The sequence below is a fragment of the Acidiplasma aeolicum genome, from assembly GCF_001402945.1.
GTDB classification, from domain to species: Archaea; Thermoplasmatota; Thermoplasmata; order Thermoplasmatales; family Thermoplasmataceae; genus Acidiplasma; species Acidiplasma aeolicum.
The window spans coordinates 1-942 of sequence record NZ_LKBG01000164.1; the positions used below are offsets into that span (position 1 = coordinate 1).

Here is a 942-nt window from a genome sequence, read left to right on the forward strand (position 1 = left end):
TAAACACATTGGAAATGTCAGGAATTAATTTTAATTTATATAATTAAATATAAGTTATAAATATGAATGATGTATTTAATGTAATTATATTGAAAATTGGAGAATCTGAAGTTCCTGGGCCAGAAGTTTACAGGATGACTGAATGGAGGAAATGGGAAAGGCTTACTTTTCACATGGTTATTGCTTATAATGATGAAACAAATGTACTTATAAATACAGGAATGCCACTGGACTTAACCGAAAGGAACCATGAAATGGAAAAATTTGCGGGAGAAAGAGCATTATTTAAATCATACGATTCAATAAAAATTTTGGATTCAAGTAAATTCAAAACTGAAGATATTAAAAATATAGCATTTACACCCATGCAGGATTATACAACTGGAAGACTAGATGAATTTAAGAATGCTAGATATTTCATTTCTAGAAAGGGTTGGATTGAAGATATAATAACTCCTGGATATCACAATATAAAAAGGAATTTATTTATACCAGAAAAACAACTTAAATATCTTATATTTGATGCTTATTCTAGGATTCAATTTTATGAATCTGACATACCAGTAGAATTAATTCCAGGAATAACAGCAGTTTGGGTAGGCTGCCATCATAGATCATCCCAAGCGTTTATAATTAATACTAAAAAAGGTAAAATAGTGTTTACAGATGCATCATTTAAGCCAAGAAATGTAAATGAAAATCTGCCAATAGGTATAGCAGAAAACATATTTGAATGCCATAAAGCATATAATTATTTAAGGAGATATAAAAACGTATTATCAGCTTATGACCCAGGAATAAGCGATAAAAAATTTTAATAAATTTATTTGTTTGTATTTAATTCATTTAGATAAATACCGTAAATTCCGTTTAATCATATTTTCTATATAATTACATTATAAGAAAAACCATTAATTTAAATAATATCATATATTATTTTTT

General features: G+C 26.8%; 1 protein-coding gene. It reads left to right on the forward strand.

Annotated features, from left to right (window positions below; translation table 11 throughout):
* Positions 1-62: 62 nt before the first annotated feature.
* The gene (locus AOG54_RS04005; protein ID WP_048101121.1) at positions 63-818 is read left to right on the forward strand and encodes a hypothetical protein; all 756 of its coding nucleotides are present in this window, start codon (positions 63-65) and stop codon (positions 816-818) included.
* The last annotated feature ends 124 nt before the right edge of the window (positions 819-942 follow it).

Bases quoted from the DNA above. Each gene is read 5' to 3' on its own strand.
- AOG54_RS04005 (WP_048101121.1), top strand. From the start codon at position 63: ATGAATGATGTATTTAATGTAATTATATTGAAAATTGGAGAATCTGAA.